Origin of the sequence: Halalkalibacterium ligniniphilum (assembly GCF_000334155.1) — a bacterium.
Classification (GTDB): domain Bacteria; phylum Bacillota; class Bacilli; order Bacillales; family Bacillaceae_D; genus Halalkalibacterium; species Halalkalibacterium ligniniphilum.
In genome coordinates, this window is sequence record NZ_ANNK01000162.1 from 13956 (window position 1) to 31353 (window position 17398).

The following is a 17398-nucleotide window of genomic DNA, read 5'->3' on the forward strand; positions in this document are numbered from 1 at the left end:
ACAATGTTGTCGATTTCAAGCACTTATTATGAACGTACCGCTGTACGCAAGCTTGCGAATGCTTGCTTGAAGTCTGAAATGATGTCTTCTCCGTCCTCGATGCCACAAGACACGCGGATTAATCCTTCAGGAATGCCCATGGCAGCCCGTTCTTCTGGTGTACATTCCACATGGCTTGTCGTTCTTGCCGGTCCAACCGTTGTTTCAACCGCACCTAAATTGGCTGCTCTGTGCGCAAATTGTAGCTTTGGTAATAACTCACGTACCGTATCAACTCCGCCTTTTACAGCAAAGCTAAGCATACCGCCAAATCCACGCATTTGTTTTTTCGCAATGTCATGATTTGGGTGGGTCTCTAAGCCTGGATAAAAGACAGCTTCCACCATTTCTTCTGTTTGAAGGTAGTTTGCCAGCTTCATTGCATTGCTTGCTTGACGCTCAATCCGTAAATGGAGGGTTTTCATGCCTCTTAAAATGAGATACGCAGCCCAAGGATCCATCGTTGCCCCATTGATTTCACGGTAGTGGTAAATTTTCTCGATCAGCTCAGGATCTTTTCCGCATACGACGCCACCTAATGCATCTGCGTGTCCGCCTAAAAACTTCGTCGCACTATGAATAACTAAATCAACACCTAGCTGTAGAGGGTTTTGGTTAATTGGCGTGGCGAATGTATTATCGACAATTACAAGCGCCCCAAGATCCTTTCCCACTTTTGCCATTTTTTCAATATCCGTTATTTTTACAGTTGGGTTTGTTGGTGTTTCTAAATATAAAATTTTGCAACCTTTTTGAACCGCTTCTGCAATTGCTTCATGGCTCCCTGTTTCACATAACTCCACTTCTACACCCATACGTGGAAGAAACTCTGTAAAAATTTTATTTGTTCCACCGTACGTATCTTTAATAGATACAATGCGATCGCCAGGTACTAGGAAGGTATAGAGCGTGTTGCTAATAGCCGCCATCCCTGTGGAAAAGCTTGTTACAGCCTCAGCACCTTCAAGGATTTTTAGCTTATCTTCAAATGCTTGCACCGTTGGATTTGTGTTTCGACCATAAATATGGCCTTTCTTTTTCCCAATCGCAACATCATACCACTCATCCATGTCATCATAGCCAAAAGCCACACTTGGAATGACAGGAACCTGTGTTGCTCCATGGACTAAATAATCCTTCTCTCCTGCCCAAACGGACTTTGTATCGATTTTTGCCTGCTCAAAATTTTTTGTCATGTTCGATTCCCCCTACCTTAATCTCCCAAAATTTTTCACTTAATGATCTTAAACCGTTGTACCAAGTCCTGCCTCCGTAAGCTTTTGATAGGCGTATAACGCAATCATCGTATCTTGGACACCAGTTCCTGTTAAGTCACAAACTGTTATTTCCTCATCATTCGCTCGACCGTTTTGTTTTTGTACAACAAGCTCCCCAAGTTCCACAACCGATTCCTTTGAAAGACTTTTAGCATGATGGAGTTCCCCTAAGCGAAAAGCTTGCTCTTTCACATCGCAAACGACAAGGCTTGCTTTTTTTAGCACTTCGAGATCTAGCTCTCTTTTATGTTCAGCATCTGATCCCATTGCCGTTACATGAGTCCCTTTTTTTAACCATTCACCTTTTAAAACCGGCTCTCTTGAAGGAGTTGCAGTAATTATCACATCAGCCAGCGCAACCGATTCCTTTAATGACTCGACTGGAAATGGTTCGATCCCTAACGTTTTGTTTATCTTCTCTGCTAACCTTTTTGAATTTTCAATCTTTCTTGAGTAAATATGAACCTGTTCAATGGAGCGGACCTTACTCAAGGCCGTGAGCTGGTGCTCAGCCTGAGTCCCTGCGCCAATCACGACAACATTTTTCACCGTTTCTTTTGCTAAATACTTTGCCGCAATCGCTCCTGCAGCAGCCGTTCTCACATCGGTTAAATAGCCATTGTCTAGAAAAATCGCTTGAGGGACTCCTGTTTTGGCGCTAATTAACAGCATCATTCCGCTCCCCGATGGAAGACCAAGACTCGCATTGTTAAAAAAACCAGATGACACTTTAATGCAAAACATGTTGTAGCCTTTTACATAAGCCGTTTTGACATCCACTTCGCCATGATGCTCTTCAACATCTACACGTAAAATGGGAGGCGTCACAGTGTTCCCTTTTCCAAATTCGTAAAAGCCCTTTTCCACCGCTTCAATTGATTCAAGATTCACTTCAACAAACTGTTTGATCTCATTTTCCGTGAATATTTTCATCCTACGCACCTACATTTTTGTTAAAGAATAGCGGCTCGATTGGATCGATTTCTTCTTTCACGAAAAGCTCTCTCGGAAAGTTAGCCAGCACTTCACAGCCTGTTTCCGTCACTCTAAATGCTTCGCTTAATTCAACGCCAAAGTCGTCATACCAAACACCCGGAATCAAGTGAAACGTCATGTTCGGCTGCAAAATCGTTTTGTCCCCTTGGCGTAGGCTCGCCGTATGCTCGCCCCAATCTGGTGGATAATTCAATCCCATGGAATACCCAATTCTTGAGTCTTTTTTAAAGCCTCGCTTTTCAATTGTTTTCCGCCAAACAGCCTCTACCTCTTCACAGGCAATCCCTGGTTTAATCATGTCGATGGCTGCATTTATTCCTTCAATCACTGTTTCTGCTAAATCTTTGACTTTGTCCGTTGGTTTCCCTAGATGCACAGTTCGTGCCATCGGACTATGGTATCGTTTGTAGCAGCCTGCCAGTTCAAGAATGGCAGTCATGCCTTTTTCATATTTGTCTTCACTCCATGTCATATGAGGTGTTGACGTCTTTTTACCAGCTGGCATAAGGGGAACGATAGCTGGATAGTCACCTCCAAACTCTTTCGTACCAGAAATTTGCGTTTCGTAAATCTTTGCTGCGACATCACATTCACGAACTCCGCTTGCAATGGAGTTAACCCCCACTTGCATCGCATGTTCTACAATTCTTGCCGCTCTTCTCATATATTCAATTTCTGCATCGGACTTAATGATTCGAACCCAGTTTACGAGATTGGTACTGTCTTGGAAGCTTGCATTAGGCAACCCCTTTTGAAGCTGTATATAGCATTTTGCAGTAAAATAATAATTGTCCATTTCAACCCCAATTGAACGCTTTCCCTGACCGATCTCAGTTAAGATATTGGCAACAAAATCCATCGGGTGTTTGGTTGTTGATTGAACATAATCATCTGAATACGGGATAATGTTGTCATGATAGAGCCAGCTTGTAACCTTCGCAACATTTGCGTCCATTCCTCTACCAATCCACAGCGGCTGCTCTTCATCAATGATCACAATGAGCATTTGATGTACGTAAAACGACCAGCCATCATATCCTGATAGATAACACATATTTGCAGGGTCTGTTACGAGCAAAACGTCGATTCCTTCCTTCGCCATCCGCTCTTTTGTTCTCATGAGCCTTTGCTTATATTCTGCATGAGAAAAGTTACTCATAATGCATTTCCCCTCTGCATGTAATAACAACTTTATACCTTTATCTTAATGGCTTATGAAAAGAAAATATATTCTCAAAAATGTATGAAGTTTTTTTCTTTTTTTCATCAATTTTGCTGGCACCCTGTTAGATAATGTTTCCGAGAAATACTCAGCTTTCGCTAGACACCTTCTAAAAGGCCATTTCCCTTCCTGGGCCCAATTTCAAATGAAGCTGACAGATCCCTCCTTTATTTTTCAGCTAAAAACACCTACTACAACGCATCCAAACGGGTAGTAGGTGTTTCTGTGGAAAAGGGATAATTTGCTCGCATAGACTAAGCGTTTCCTTCCTTTTAGGAAGAGCAAACCGTCCTTGTATGTTTCTGTTTTGTCTATCCCTTCTTGTCATTGGCAAGGCCAATGGACCAAACCTTTAAGCTTAATGTTAACAAAAAGAGATGATCCGAATTGTTAAGAGATAGCCCTGTCAGGCTTTCTATTTTTCGGAGCCGGTAAAGAAGCGTTTGTCGGTGAAGGTTTAACGCTCTTGCCGTCTTGCTTACATTGCATTGATGATTAAAAAATACATTAAACGTCTTAATCAGATCGTTTTCCTTTTTCTCATCATATTGTACGAGCGGATAAATAGTAGCCGAGACAATATCAATCATTTCATCATTTTTCATAAGGGACAAAATCGCACGTTCAAACGTTGTATCGTAATAATGAATTCGACGATGCAGCGCTCCCTTTTTCTTGCCAATGTAGAGAGAAAGCTTTGCTTCCTTATAGCTTTTGTAAAATTGATTCGGCCGCTCATGCTGGCTGCCAATTGCCCAAAGGATGTTAAGATCAGGAAGGAGATTCGTGAGCCGCCGATCAACTAGGTCTAGAAAGTCATTGACCGAATCATAAGAGGAGTCGCCACTTGTTGTTTCTAAAAATAAAATTAATTCTTCGTTTTTATTGGTTACCATAAGTTGTCTTTGGAGAGATTGTGCTGAATGAATAAGCTCTTCTTCAATATAATGAACCATGCTTTGAAGCCACTCCTGATAGGAGCCTTGCACATTTTTCACTTTATGATAATAGACTTCCATTTTTTCTAATGTTGCAACGATGCAAACAAAAGGCAACTCAATGTTATAGCCTAATACTTTTCCTCTTCGAACAACCCTTTCCCATGATTCAATCGGCTCTAATGCGAGTCTTGTAACGAAGTCATCTCGAAGTCTTACCTCCGTCTCTTCAATCGCATTTTCCCGGAGAAACCAAAAGGCAGCCGTTGTGACCGCATGCTCTAAAATATTGCTTACATACCGATTTAAGAGATCGTCTAGGTCTGTTCGTTTATTTTTTGGTAATACATATAAATACCCTTGGATGCGATTATAGCTTTTAATAATTGGAAGCTGAATGACAGGCTGCCCACTATGCTCGACAGTCTGCACCTTCATCTGTAGAGGATCGCGAGAAAACGTTGCTTCATCCTCCATAAGAGGTAGGACACTTGATTCAACAAGGGCTCCCCACTTATCACTTAAGGATCGGGAGACAGGATGGATTCCTTTTATCATACAATGCTTATCCGTAATAATGATCGGTTGGTTAATTTTTTTGGAAACAAATTTCGCAACCTCTGTTAGACCTTCACCATTTAAGATTAGATTTAATAATTGCTCTTGGATTTTCTTTGATTCACCTAAGTCATACTGTTGTTTTTTTGTCAGCTCCTGCATCACTTGATGGGAAATATCTGCAAACCTCAGTTCCCAAGGCAATTCGATTATCGGAAAGCCGTTTTTTTCAGCAATTTCCAAAATTTCATATGGAATATCAAAAATAAATCTTCCTGTGGCAATCGCTAGTCCTGATGCCCCCGATTCGACGACATCATGGACAAATTGCTTAAATACGTCCATGTCATGGTCACAGCCAATTCCTGTTGTCAAAACCAATTCATTTTTTCGCACAAAATTTTCCACAGGTGCCTCTGTAATCGAAAGCCATTCTACATCTCGTTCACTTAAGTATTGTTCAGCTGCCCGAACGGTTGCCTCCTGTAAAATTTCTAAGTTCATGATGTCTGCCATTGTAACCTGCATTGTTTTTTATTCTACCTCCTTACCATGTTAAACCATACGATTCTGATTTAAATATGCTTTCATCACATCATAAACAACGGTGATATCGACATTGCTGCCACTTATAATAATGACAACATTTTTCTTCTCGTACTTTTGTTTTTCTTTTAATAGTGCAGCGACTCCTGTAGCTGCGGCTCCTTCTACAATCAAACGATGCTTATCGATCAATAAGCCCATTGCGTTCAAAATCGCTTCCTCGGAAACAAGTTCGGTCTGATCGATCATTGCTCTCACTAAAGGGAAGGTATACTGATTGCTAAGACCAATTCCTCCAAGAAGACTGTCCGCTAACGTTTCCTCTTCTTCCAATTCAATTGGTTTTCCAGCCTTTAAGCTTTCATGCATCACGGCCCCTCGTTCCATTGAGGTTCCAACAATATCAATCGCATTATTATAGCTTTTTAAAGCAAGACCAATCCCTGCTAGCAGTCCTCCACCTGATAACGGAACGATCGCTGTATCAATCGTTGGTAAATCCTCGATTAGCTCTGTGCCGATCGTTGCTTGGCCACAAATAATCGCTTTATCATCAAAAGGAGGGATAATGGTCAATCCTTCTTCATCTCGTAACTGTTCACACCGCACCTTCGCATCATCCTGAGACTTCCCGTAAATCTCAATTTTTGCACCTAATTCATTAATCCGGTCAATCTTTGCCTTCGGTACCCGCGGTGACATGCAAATAACTGCCTTCATTCCAAGCTGCTTCGCAATATAGGCTACAGCCAGCCCATGATTGCCTGTTGAGAACGTCGTCACCCCTTTTTGTTGCTCATCAAACGGTAATCCTAAAATTTTATTTGCAGCACCTCTAATTTTAAATGCTGAAATGGGATGCGTGTTTTCAAGCTTTAAATAAACATTTCCATTTACCAAACTTGATAAGTAATGTGACTTTATTAAAGGAGTCCGTTGCACGACTTGATAGATCCGTTTTCTTGCTTCCCATATCAAATGAGAGGGAATCAGGCAATTCACATCAATCATGGCTATTGTTCCTTTCAATAAAAAGATTGTTTTTATTTAAGAAATATTAAGAAAAGTGGCTTCATTCTGTTTATTTTAAGTTTACTTGAAAATGAGAAAGGTTACATTACAAAATTTTTCTAAACGGTTTTTTAGTTGGATATTCATAAAGAGGCATTCTTAATGCATACCAGCCAAAACGCCTTTAATAAATGGTTTAGCTCATGTATAAACTTTGAAGGTTTTTCAGAGATGAATGGAAAGAATTTTTGGGAGGATACATTTCATGCTTTCAACCTACGGAACGTTCATTGGCACCTTTGCCTTTTTTCTCATTAGATGTATAAGCTTAATTGCATGGGCGCGGAAACAGTATAAATCTAAGTGAAGCTTATAGAGGAGAGGGCAGAGACCGCATTCAATTAAATGTCTGCGCGCTATTTTATTACTCATACATAGTGCAAGCATTTGAAAGATTTGGGAATAATGCGGCTACAATAAAACTGGATCAAAAGAGACACGCGTTGAATTAGCGTGCCTTTTTTGTATAAGCATGTTGTTTGGTATTCTGCCCTGACTATCCCCAAAGGCATAATGACTAAAATGAATATTGAATGTTTCATTTATAACAACAGAGCTGTACGTAATCTAATGTAATTGTTTACCTAAAGGTCTGTAGAGTTTCTGCACAGGACGTATTCAAAACTCTGACTTGCATTCCCTTACAAACCTTTCGAAAATCCTCAGCATCGTCTCATTCTCTAATGCCATCTCTTCCGGGTGCCATTGCACACCAATGATCATCGGCTTTTGACTTTCTTTTCCCTCTACGGCTTCGACCACTCCATCCGGTGCGTGGGCAACAGCTTGAAGAGCGGGAGCAATTTTTCCGATCGCCTGATGATGCATACTGTTCACTTGAATGTTGGAACTTCCCACGAGGTCATACAGCATGCTGTTTTCCGATACTGTCACGTCATGAGTCGGAGTAGGTCTTGCTGCTTTTTGATAATGTTTAATAGGCTCCTCTATTGCCGTTTCTATATCCTGGATAACCGTCCCTCCTAAAGCAGTGTTTAACATGGCTATCCCTCTGCAAATCGCGAATATAGGTTTTTCTTCTTTGTATGCCGCCTCAATTAGGTGATTTTCGGTTGTATCCCGTTGCCTTTTTGTTTTTCTCAGCCCAGGTTCCGGATTGCTTCCATAGGAGAAGGGATCCACATCCTCGCCCCCGCTTAAAATCAACCCATCACACATGCTAACCCAAATTTCTGTCATCTCTTTTGGACCTAAAGGAATAACGAATGGTATCCCCCCAGCTTCTTGAACTGAAAGTATGTACTTTTCATGAAGGTGAACACTTGGTATCCCGTTATGGTCTACAACAGAACTGCTAATGCCTATTACAGGTTTGTTCTTCGACATATTGATTCTCCCCTTTTTGACGAAATTCGTTAATGCTCCCTACATACCACGTGATATAATTTTTAAACGTTTCCTGGTTGCCTTTCTTTTCTTTCTTTGGTTTAAAAATTGTTTGAATTTGCCGCGGTGCGGATATAGACTACTACCCTTTATGGAAAGGATGGAGATATGATGAAAGCAGTAACCTATCAGGGCAACCAGAATATGCAGGTAAAAGAAGTGGATGATCCGACAATTCAGCAGAGCAGCGATATGATCATTCGAATAACAGCAAGCGGAATTTGCGGCTCAGATCTTCACCTCTACCATGGGGGAATTCCTCCGGAAGAGGACTACGTGGTCGGCCATGAGCCAATGGGCATTGTAGAAGAGGTTGGATCAGAAGTAAACAACCTAAAAAAAGGCGATCGAGTAGTGATCCCTTTTAATATCGGATGTGGTGAATGCTTTTACTGTCAGCAACAAATGGAGAGCCAATGTGATGAGTCAAACCCACACGGGGAGCCTGGAGGCCTTTTTGGTTTTACAAAACTATTTGGTAACTATCCAGGCGGTCAGGCAGAATATTTAAGAGTCCCTTACGCTGATTTCACTTCTTTTAAAGTTCCTGAATCCAGTAATCTTGATGATGAAAGTGTCTTATTTCTATCTGATGTTGTTCCGACCGCTTACTGGAGTGTGGAAAATAGCGGAGTGAAAAAAGGCGATACTGTTATTGTACTAGGAAGCGGACCAATCGGCCTAATGACACAGAAATTTGCTTGGCTGAAGGGAGCAAAAAGAGTCATTGCAGTCGATCAGGTAGAGCACCGTCTCGAACATGCAAAACGTACCAATCATGTGGAAACATACAATTTTAAAAAAATAAAAGAAATAGGCTCTTACTTACATGAAGAAACAGACGGAGGGGCTGATGTAGTGATTGACTGCGTGGGGATGGACGGTACTGTGCCGCCCAATAAAAAATTTGGCTCCGAACACGATAATCAATTTGGGACAATCAGTCCGATTCTTACAGCATCTGAGTCTGTAAGAAAATTTGGTACGGTCCAGCTTACAGGTGTTTACGGAACGGAAGCGAATAACTTTCCACTTGGGGACTTTTTTAGCCGTAATGTTTCCTTAAAGATGGGCCAAGCACCCGTGATTCACCTTATGCCTAAATTGTACGAGATGATTGAAAATGAAAATTTCGATCCCACTGATATCATTACACATAAGCTGTCACTGGAGGATGCAGCAAAAGGCTATGAAATCTTTGATAAAAAATTGGACAACAATATTAAAGTAATTTTGAAACCATAAATATCATGAACTGCACCTTCCACCATGAAAAATTGGAGGTGCAGTGTCATGATGTTTATCTCGATTATCAAAAGCACTAATATCCTTAGAAACATTTTTTATCGTAAATACAAAGAGACTTAATCGAAGTAACAAGAGGGTGGTCAACTTTTGGGTTGGCGATTACACATTCGCCCTTCAACACATAAAAAGCTAGCAGCATGTATAAATTTTTGATGTTTTTCAGAAATTAATGGAAAGGAATTTTTTCATGGGGGATTGATTTTTATGCTATCAACATATGGCACGTTCATTGTTACTTTTGCGTTTTTTCTTATCATATGTATAGGCTTAATTGCATGGGGAATAAAACAATATAAATCAAAGTGAAGGTCATGTGGGGGACAAAATCATGGTGGTCCTAATAATATTAAATTATATTGCTGTTCTAACTAACTAAGCTCTTGTGACTGTGTTAACTGTCGCTCTGTTAAGGTTGTTTGCTCTTAAAGGATCTACATACACTAATAAGCATAATGTTCTGCGACTACATCATCTTGTATTTGATTTTTAATGTATTCTTCAATCACCTTTTTATTTCTTCCTACCGTATCAACATAAAAACCAGTGCACCAAAATTTTCGCTCCCCATATTTATATTTCATATCATTAGACTACTTTTCCCTTTTAAATATCCTACAAAAGAGGACACACTTATCTTTGGTGGGATACTGACCAACATATGTATGTGATCCTTACAAGCTGTTGCTTCAATTATTTCTGCGTCTTTCCTTTCACATCACCTAATCTTTCTTTAACTTTCCGTATATCGCTTGTGGTGCAAATACGATGGGATACTTACAATTCCATTTTGTATGTGCTAAACTGCTAGTGTTTTGAGACATTAAAAACTCCTTCCGTGTGCTTGATATATTGGTTGGCGAACCAAATATAGTTTAGCGTCACGGAAGAGTTTTTTTAATACCTCACTGGAAGCTTTCCAGAACCCTAGGCCGAGCCTAGGGTTTTCATTCTTTTTAAAATTTAATGGCTAATTTGCCAAGGGCGTTGTTGCGTTTTCTGATGTTGATGCTGATGACGTGGTTTACCACCAAGGTTTTCTTTTTTAACAATTTTAGGTTCCTTGCCTGCTTCAACTCTTTTTCTCACTGCGTTTGGTGAAAGAATAAGGTTGGGTGGTAAAAACACACGTGTTCCAGCTTGTTGGCAATGTGGGCAAAATGATTGCACATTATAGGTTGCCGTACTTTTATGCCATTCTTCATAGAAACCATCTTGAGGACATTCAAATGTGTAAAAAGGCATATGCTCTCTCCTCCTATGTATCAGTTTAAAATCAAGAGAGGAACCTAATTGTACCAGTACAACCTTGATTAAGAACTAACTCGTTATTTCAACTTAGGACGTATATCTTGATCAAAAATTTCTGTTGGAATCGCTACTGTACAACAAGCATTCGGAATATCCACAATTCCACTGAGACGACCTTCTACTGGTGCTGTACTTAAAAGCATATAAGCTTGTTCACCAGTGAAGCCTCTTGTTTTCAAGTAATCAATTGCATTTAAGCAAGCCCGACGATATGCGATGTGTGCATCCAAGTAATGTTGCTTCCCAGTAAATTCATGAACTGAAATTCCTTCAAAAGTGAGATAATCAGAAAAGCGTGGCTCAACTGGGCCTGGTTTGAAAACTGGATTATTAACAATGCCATACTTCGCCATGCCTCCTTTGATGACCTCTACATGGACGTCAATCCAGCCAGCCATTTCGATACCACCACAAAATGAAATCTCTCCGTCACCTTGCGAAAAATGAAGATCACCCATTGATAACTTAGCGCCCTTCACGAAAACAGGGAAATAAATGCGAGAGCCTTTTGATAAGTTTTTAATATCACAATTCCCACCATTTTCACGAGGTGGAACCGTTCTAGCTCCTTCTCTAGCAATTCGATCAAATTCAGCTCCCTTTACATTCCCTAAAACAGCTGAATCTGGACTTGGTAAAGTTGCTAGTGCTGGAACGCGATCTGGATCTGTATCGACAAGTTCTTGTTCACGCTTATTCCATTTATCAAGCATTTCATGAGATGGTGCAACACCAATTAAACCAGGGTGAATGATTCCTGGCATCTTAATACCTGGGATATGACGTGAAGTCGTATAAATACCATGAAAATCCCAAATTGATTTTGCTGCATCAGGATAATGGTCCGTTAAGAATCCCCCACCATTTTCTCTAGCAAAAATCCCATTAAACCCCCATTCAGACTCTGACATAGCCCCCATGTCTAGTAGGTCAACAACAAGGAGATCACCTGGCTCCACTCCATTTACATAGATCGGCCCACTCAACACATGGACTCTGTTTAAGTTTACATCGCGAATATCTGATGGATCATCATTGTTAGAAACTTGTCCATCTGTCCAATCTTTACACTCGATTCTAAACACATCTCCTGGGTTTACGGAAATGGCCGCAGGGATATCTGGATGCCACCTATTATGGCCTGGAACCTCTTGCTCGTCCATTGGCTTTGATAGATCGATTTTAAAAAGTGTTTCTGGCATACAATCTCCTCCTCTTTATTTTGACCGGAAAATTGTGATATTAATAGATAGAAATCACATTTAACATCACTCCTTCTTGTTAAATAAAATGAATCTATGAAAGTATAGAGAGTTTATTTATATGTAAGAAAGAATCTAAGAGGTTAGAATATTTGTGAGAAGCAAAGAAAGATGAATAATATATTCGTAACTGAGTGTGAATTCTTGTGATGTTCAACCATGTATTAGCTAAGAAAAAAACTTTGAGGATTCATTGAAAAAACGAATGGATGTTAGTCGGTAAATTTAACAAACAATTACGTTCATTATAGCAAAATTTTTCTGAATTTTACAATAACATGTCAGATAATTTAACAATCAAAAAGGCTACGAAGCTTTCGCGTCCTTTGCTTGCTCAACTAAAGATCTGGTCAATTTTATTAATTTCTGCGAAATACCTCTTCCCATGGGATACATTTGTTTTTGAATAGGCTCTACTTGATTCGCTAGCAGTGCGTTCTTCTAACATTAATTCATGATAGGTTTGTTTTTTCTTATAATGTAAACGACTATTTAACTTGTTTAATACTTCTTTTAGATAAATTTATAGTGAAGCAAAAATTGTAGACGAAGAGGTGATAAATGCTTTGAAGGATTACAAAAACGTTCAAAATTAAGTGTTTAGGTGCGGATTGCTATAACAAAGATTTTATCTTTGCAAAAATGGAACAACAATACGGCTATCCCGCCGTGGTTAAAAATGTGCGAAACCGAATGACAGACTGCTTAGAATCGCAGAACAAAATGAAGATTTAACGCCACATAGTTTAAGACACACGTACACGTCACTTCTTGCCGAGGCGCATGAATTACATCATGCCGCCAGTAAGGTGAAAGTGTGTAATATCTTTAACGTAAGGTGCAAAAAGTGCGGTAAATTAAGGTTTCTTTAATAATTAGATATAGCATCTTTAATGAAAAATTACGATCGACATATTCCTTAAAAGTGTCATCGTAACGAATTGTGGGGCAATTTTTGTTCTTCCTTAATATTTGCTTCAAACTGCTTTCTTCCCTCTGACGTCAAATAGACGTCCTTACTCCAAGTAGATAAATTGCCAATTCTTTTGTCAAATCGCATCTCTCCTTTGTTTTTTGACGTCTTGTTTGACGTATTTGATAATTAGTATTAATGAGAAGTTTTTTATAACAATTTTATTTCTATAAATAACCCAATAATATTTCTAAAGGTTTTCTGAAAAAATCAGAGAATAATGTAATTTGGTGATAATTTATGAAAAGTTGTATTGGTAAGGTAATAGACGAAAAAGGCTACAAACGAAAATATGTAGCAGAAAAAATGGAAATTTCTCAGAAACAGCTATCAAATTGGGTAACTGGTAAGTCCTTCCCAACAGTCGAAAAGCTTTTTAAACTTGCATCACTCTTAGAATGTAAGGTTGATGACTTATACACAAATGATAAAAAATAATCAAGGGGTGTTTATAATGGAACAATTCTCACAAAACATTAAAGCTTTATCAAGCAGATTTGAAAAGATTAAGGATAACATCCAAACAGAAGAAGCAACTAAAACATCGTTAATAATGCCTTTGATTCAGGCATTAGGTTATGACGTATTTAATCCAGAAGAGTTTGTTCCAGAGTTTGTAGCAGATGTGGGAATTAAAAAAGGTGAAAAAATTGATTATGCAATTATCCATAATAACGAACCTGTCATATTAATAGAAGCTAAATCTGTTAACGAAAAACTAGCTAAGCATGACTCGCAATTATATAGATATTTCAGTACAACAAAAGCAAAGTTTGCAATTTTAACAAATGGTATAGAATATAAGTTCTTCACAGACTTAGATGAACAAAACAAAATGGACCAAAAACCGTTCTTTATATTTAACATCCTTAATTTACGTGATAACACTATCCAAGAGCTAGCAAAATTCCGTAAAAACGACTTTGATGTCGTAAATGTTCTTAATACAGCCTCAGAGCTCAAATATAGTAATGAAATAAAATTGTTTTTAACAAAACAGTGGGAGAATCCTAATGAAGAATTCATCAAATTTATTCTAAATGATGTCTACCAAGGTATGAAAACTAAAAAAGTAATTGATGGTTTTAAGAATATTGTCATTAAGTCGCTAAATCAATTCGTAAATGAAAAAGTCAATGACAAATTGCAAAAAGCTTTAAATTCCACAGCAGAAGAAAAGTCTCCTGTTAAAGAAGTCGCTGCTACAACAGAAAAACAAATCGAAGTTGAGGAGAAGAATATAGAAAACGAAATCGTTACAACACCAGAAGAAATTGAAGGATACGTTTTAGTTAAGTTAATCCTAAAAGCTTCAGTTGATGCAGAAAGAGTATTCTACAGAGATAATAAAAGTTACTTTAATGTTTTATTAGACGACAATATCCGAAAGTGGATTTGCAGACTAGGTTTTAATACTTCAAATAAATACATTCAACTAAACGATGAGACCAAAACAACTTTTAAAATAGAAAATGTAAATGAAATTATGAATTACAGCAAAGAGATAGTTAATGTCGCGAATCAACTAAATAGTTAACAATTTTTGAGCCATTAATTGGCTCTTCTTTTTACTTCAAAAACAAACACTTATTCGTATGTAATCAGCTAAAAAGGTGTTTCTCATGTTTTTTGAAAAACCAAAGTTAAGCGACATTGAGCGTAAAACATATACCATAGCGGATTTAAGTATTAAGACAGGAAGAAGAAAAGAGCTTGTCATGTATTTTGTAATTGTGCGCCCTCGATTCGGAATACTCGTTGGACAGTCAGGATTTGTATTTTGATACGTGTAGGTTAAAGGAACACGATCAGGTTCTTACACAATCCCCCTCCCCCACCCATTCATTCGGACATTAAAATAATCCTCTATTGCTGTTGCGTCTGGTGTAATAACCGACAATTATCGGTAAAATAGGCATACTCCGATGAACGCGGTGCTGGCGAACAGTATGGACGACTGACAAAGTAGCCGTATTCATCGACATATAGTTTTTCGTAGTTGATGACAGCGAGAAGCTCATGAACGACTTCTAACCTCGATACATTCGGATCCCATGATAACCACGTAGGAAACTGCTTGTCTGAGCGCTCAATGTTAATTGTCGTAATCCCTGCATCCTGCAAGATACCGATAATGAATTCGTGACATACTCATCTTCATTAGCTAACACTCGTGCGGTAAATCCGTCATCGATAATGATTTGTGTTTGTCGTAAGCGTCGATGTTGCGGTTGGCACTGTTGGTGGTTCATTAAAAGTTACGGATAGATACAAATTTTCTGTAGTTGACGTTTCTTTCGGATAAAATCTAACAGCCGCATTCGGGTCTTAGCGTGCTATTATCCTTCAGGACGCATCCTAGTAAGTATATTCAGCGCTTTTCATTTTCGTCTCTCAGATCCTCTACAAACCTCAAATGCTATTCATTCCTTGTATAAGCTGGATGCTGGTTAAGAGCATACTTTTTCAATCCCGCTACGGTCGGAGGAAACGATTCGTTAGCAATATATTTTTTTACTATGTGTCTAATCGACATCCGAACATTTCTTGAATTGTTCACTCCACATTCTCTTAGTCACACGCACACGTCTCTTTTAGCAGAGATAAGAGTAAGTCTTCCACAAATAATGGAACGATTAGGACATAAGGATGAAGACACAACAAAAAATGTATATTTACATGTGACCAAAGAGATGAAAAAAGAAGCTTCCCAGAAGTTCGGCGAACTAATGAGAAGCCTCGAAAATTAGTTTATTTAACATATAGGCACCAAAACGGCACCAATTTTAGGGTGGTATAGCCTCAAGCCCTTGATACACAAGAGGTCTTGGGGCTATTTTACATCATGCCGCCCATTCCACCCATACCGCCCATGCCGCCCATGTCAGGCATGCCGCCGCCAGCGTTTTCTTCTGGCTTGTCAGCGATAACAGCTTCAGTTGTTAGGAACATTGCAGATACGCTTGCTGCGTGTTGAAGTGCAGAACGTGTAACCTTTGTTGGGTCGACAATTCCAGCTTCAACCATGTTTACCCACTCGCCAGTTGCAGCGTTGAAACCTTGGCCAACTGGTTCGCCTTTTAGGCGTTCAACGATAACAGATCCTTCAAGACCAGCGTTGTGTGCAATTTGTCGAACTGGCTCTTCTAGAGCACGTAGGACAATGTTTACACCCGTTGCTTCGTCACCCTCCGCATCAACTGCTTCAACTGCTTTGATAACGTTAACGAGCGCTGTACCACCACCAGCTACGATACCTTCTTCCACTGCAGCGCGAGTAGAGTTTAACGCATCTTCAATGCGAAGTTTACGTTCTTTTAATTCTGTTTCAGTTGCTGCACCAACTTTAAGAACAGCTACACCACCAGCAAGCTTAGCAAGGCGCTCTTGAAGCTTTTCCTTGTCAAACTCAGATGTTGTTTCTTCAAGCTGAGCTTTAATTTGGTTTACGCGAGCAGCGATTTGGTCTGCTTCGCCTGCACCTTCAACGATGGTTGTGTTTTCTTTCGTAACAACAACCTTGCCAGCGCGGCCAAGTTGAGTGATGTTTGCAGACTTAAGGTCAAGACCTAGATCTTCTGTGATCACTTCACCACCTGTAAGTGTTGCGATGTCTTCAAGCATCGCTTTACGACGGTCACCAAATCCTGGAGCTTTTACAGCTACAGCGTTGAATGTACCACGTAGTTTGTTCACAACAAGTGTTGCAAGTGCTTCTCCTTCAACATCTTCAGCGATGATAAGGATTGGCTTACCTTGTTGAACGACTTGCTCAAGAACAGGAAGAACTTCTTGAATGTTAGAAATCTTCTTGTCAGTGATAAGAACATAAGGGTTGTCAAGCACTGCTTCCATCTTATCAGAATCTGTGACCATGTATGGAGATGCATAACCGCGGTCAAATTGCATACCTTCTACAACTTCAAGCTCAGTAGAGAAGCCTTTTGACTCTTCGATTGTGATAACACCATCATTCCCAACGCGATCCATTGCTTCAGCAATGATTTGTCCGATTTCTTCATCCGCAGCTGAAATTGAAGCAACTTGTGCAATTGATGCTTTGCCTTCGATTGGCTTTGAGATGTTCTTAAGCTCTTCAACTGCTGCTGCAGTTGCTTTTTCAATCCCCTTACGGATAACCATTGGGTTAGCACCAGATGTTACGTTTTTAAGGCCTTCACGAATCATTGCTTGCGCAAGAACCGTCGCTGTTGTTGTACCGTCCCCAGCGATGTCGTTTGTTTTGCTCGCTACTTCAGCAACAAGCTTCGCACCCATGTTTTCGAATGCATCCTCAAGCTCGATTTCTTTTGCAATGGTCACACCATCATTTGTAATAAGTGGAGAACCAAATTTCTTTTCAAGAACAACGTTACGTCCTTTTGGTCCAAGCGTCACTTTAACAGCGTTCGCAAGTGCGTCCACACCACGGAGCATTGCACGGCGTGCGTCTTCGCTAAACTTAATGTCCTTTGCCATGATTTCTACCTCCT

General features: G+C 39.6%; 13 protein-coding genes and 2 pseudogenes. 4 read left to right on the forward strand and 11 right to left on the reverse strand.

Annotated elements, in window-relative coordinates:
* Positions 1-26 precede the first annotated feature (26 nt).
* The 6 genes from BLT_RS0119670 to BLT_RS0119695 all read right to left on the reverse strand — a co-directional run bounded on the left by BLT_RS0119670 (position 27) and on the right by BLT_RS0119695 (position 7994).
* On the reverse strand, positions 27-1235 hold the full coding sequence (locus BLT_RS0119670; RefSeq protein ID WP_017729415.1) for a cystathionine gamma-synthase family protein: 1209 nt from the start codon (positions 1233-1235) through the stop codon (positions 27-29).
* Between the two features lie 48 nt (positions 1236-1283).
* Positions 1284-2249, reverse strand: a complete 966-nt coding sequence (locus tag BLT_RS0119675; RefSeq protein ID WP_017729416.1) for a cyclodeaminase — start codon at positions 2247-2249, stop codon at positions 1284-1286.
* A gap of 1 nt (position 2250) precedes the next feature.
* Positions 2251-3471: a M24 family metallopeptidase gene (locus BLT_RS0119680; RefSeq protein ID WP_017729417.1), complete on the reverse strand. Its 1221-nt coding sequence runs from the start codon at positions 3469-3471 to the stop codon at positions 2251-2253.
* 374 nt (positions 3472-3845) lie between these two features.
* Complete coding sequence (locus BLT_RS0119685) at positions 3846-5558, reverse strand: PucR family transcriptional regulator (RefSeq protein ID WP_017729418.1); 1713 nt, start codon at positions 5556-5558, stop codon at positions 3846-3848.
* A 27-nt stretch (positions 5559-5585) separates the two neighbouring features.
* The gene (gene eutB, locus BLT_RS0119690) at positions 5586-6587 is read right to left on the reverse strand and encodes a hydroxyectoine utilization dehydratase EutB (protein ID WP_017729419.1); all 1002 of its coding nucleotides are present in this window, start codon (positions 6585-6587) and stop codon (positions 5586-5588) included.
* Between the two features lie 678 nt (positions 6588-7265).
* Entirely contained in the window at positions 7266-7994 is a 729-nt protein-coding gene (locus BLT_RS0119695) for a gamma-glutamyl-gamma-aminobutyrate hydrolase family protein (RefSeq protein WP_017729421.1), read from the reverse strand.
* Positions 7995-8165: 171 nt separating this feature from the next.
* On the opposite strand from BLT_RS0119695, the gene BLT_RS0119700 reads away from it, so the two are divergent.
* Positions 8166-9299, forward strand: coding sequence for a zinc-dependent alcohol dehydrogenase (locus BLT_RS0119700; RefSeq protein WP_017729422.1), 1134 nt, complete (start codon positions 8166-8168; stop codon positions 9297-9299).
* A 435-nt stretch (positions 9300-9734) separates the two neighbouring features.
* Here the strand turns inward: BLT_RS0119700 and tnpA are convergent.
* From tnpA to fmdA, 3 genes and pseudogenes are all read right to left on the reverse strand, one after another.
* Positions 9735-10183 (reverse strand): annotated as a pseudogene (gene tnpA, locus BLT_RS22485) (IS200/IS605 family transposase).
* A 139-nt stretch (positions 10184-10322) separates the two neighbouring features.
* The gene (locus BLT_RS0119710; RefSeq protein ID WP_017729424.1) at positions 10323-10604 is read right to left on the reverse strand and encodes a zinc ribbon domain-containing protein; all 282 of its coding nucleotides are present in this window, start codon (positions 10602-10604) and stop codon (positions 10323-10325) included.
* Positions 10605-10687: 83 nt separating this feature from the next.
* Positions 10688-11872 carry a formamidase gene (gene fmdA, locus BLT_RS0119715; RefSeq protein WP_017729425.1) on the reverse strand — a complete coding sequence of 395 codons (1185 nt, stop codon included), beginning with the start codon at positions 11870-11872 and terminating at the stop codon, positions 10688-10690.
* Between the two features lie 1273 nt (positions 11873-13145).
* Here fmdA and BLT_RS0119720 point away from each other — a divergent pair.
* Together BLT_RS0119720 and BLT_RS0119725 are read left to right on the forward strand one after the other, a co-directional pair.
* On the forward strand, positions 13146-13343 hold the full coding sequence (locus tag BLT_RS0119720; RefSeq protein ID WP_017729426.1) for a helix-turn-helix transcriptional regulator: 198 nt from the start codon (positions 13146-13148) through the stop codon (positions 13341-13343).
* A 16-nt stretch (positions 13344-13359) separates the two neighbouring features.
* Positions 13360-14442: a type I restriction endonuclease gene (locus BLT_RS0119725; protein ID WP_017729427.1), complete on the forward strand. Its 1083-nt coding sequence runs from the start codon at positions 13360-13362 to the stop codon at positions 14440-14442.
* Positions 14443-14771: 329 nt separating this feature from the next.
* Here the strand turns inward: BLT_RS0119725 and BLT_RS23880 are convergent, their stop codons facing one another.
* Positions 14772-15029 (reverse strand): hypothetical protein, encoded by a 258-nt coding sequence (locus tag BLT_RS23880; RefSeq protein WP_152414414.1) that lies wholly within the window; start codon positions 15027-15029, stop codon positions 14772-14774.
* Positions 15030-15463: 434 nt separating this feature from the next.
* Here BLT_RS23880 and BLT_RS0119735 point away from each other — a divergent pair.
* Positions 15464-15655, forward strand: a pseudogene (locus tag BLT_RS0119735) (tyrosine-type recombinase/integrase); the annotation flags it as partial.
* 88 nt (positions 15656-15743) lie between these two features.
* Here BLT_RS0119735 and groL read toward each other — a convergent pair.
* Positions 15744-17384, reverse strand: a complete 1641-nt coding sequence (gene groL, locus BLT_RS0119740) for a chaperonin GroEL (protein WP_017729430.1) — start codon at positions 17382-17384, stop codon at positions 15744-15746.
* Between the last annotated feature and the right edge of the window lie 14 nt (positions 17385-17398).